General features: G+C 62.7%; 1 protein-coding gene. It reads right to left on the bottom strand.

Features of this window, described 5'->3' with window-relative positions; all coding sequences use genetic code 11:
- On the bottom strand, nucleotides 1–316 hold a 316-nt coding region (locus AO388_RS06565; protein ID WP_153003975.1), incomplete at both ends, for a hypothetical protein.

The following is a 316-nucleotide window of genomic DNA, read 5'->3' as shown; positions in this document are numbered from 1 at the left end:
CGTACCTGTGCCTCAAACAGGTGCTGAATGCACAGGTCCGTCGGGTAGTCCTGGCGGGTCTGGTTGAAGGTCTCCAGCAGCAGGTTGCGCTCGGCGGCGGGCAGCACATCCAGCTGCGTAACGTCCATCTGTGGTGTGTGCGCCAGCGCGTCGGTCAATTGCTCAAGCGCACACTGCATCATGGCGCCCAGACGTTGCGGATCCGCGGGCTGAACGCTGTGTATCATCAGGCTGAGGTCACTGCCGTAATCATTGACCGACAGGCACAACGGGTAATTGGTGCGCTCGGAGCTGTCGAGCAGGCGCAGGCCCGGCC

Source organism: Pseudomonas sp. ICMP 10191, from assembly GCF_001467335.1.
Lineage (GTDB): Bacteria > Pseudomonadota > Gammaproteobacteria > Pseudomonadales > Pseudomonadaceae > Aquipseudomonas > Aquipseudomonas cerasi.
The sequence above is the reverse complement of the archived record's forward strand: the minus strand, read 5'-3'. Positions and strand labels throughout refer to the sequence as shown.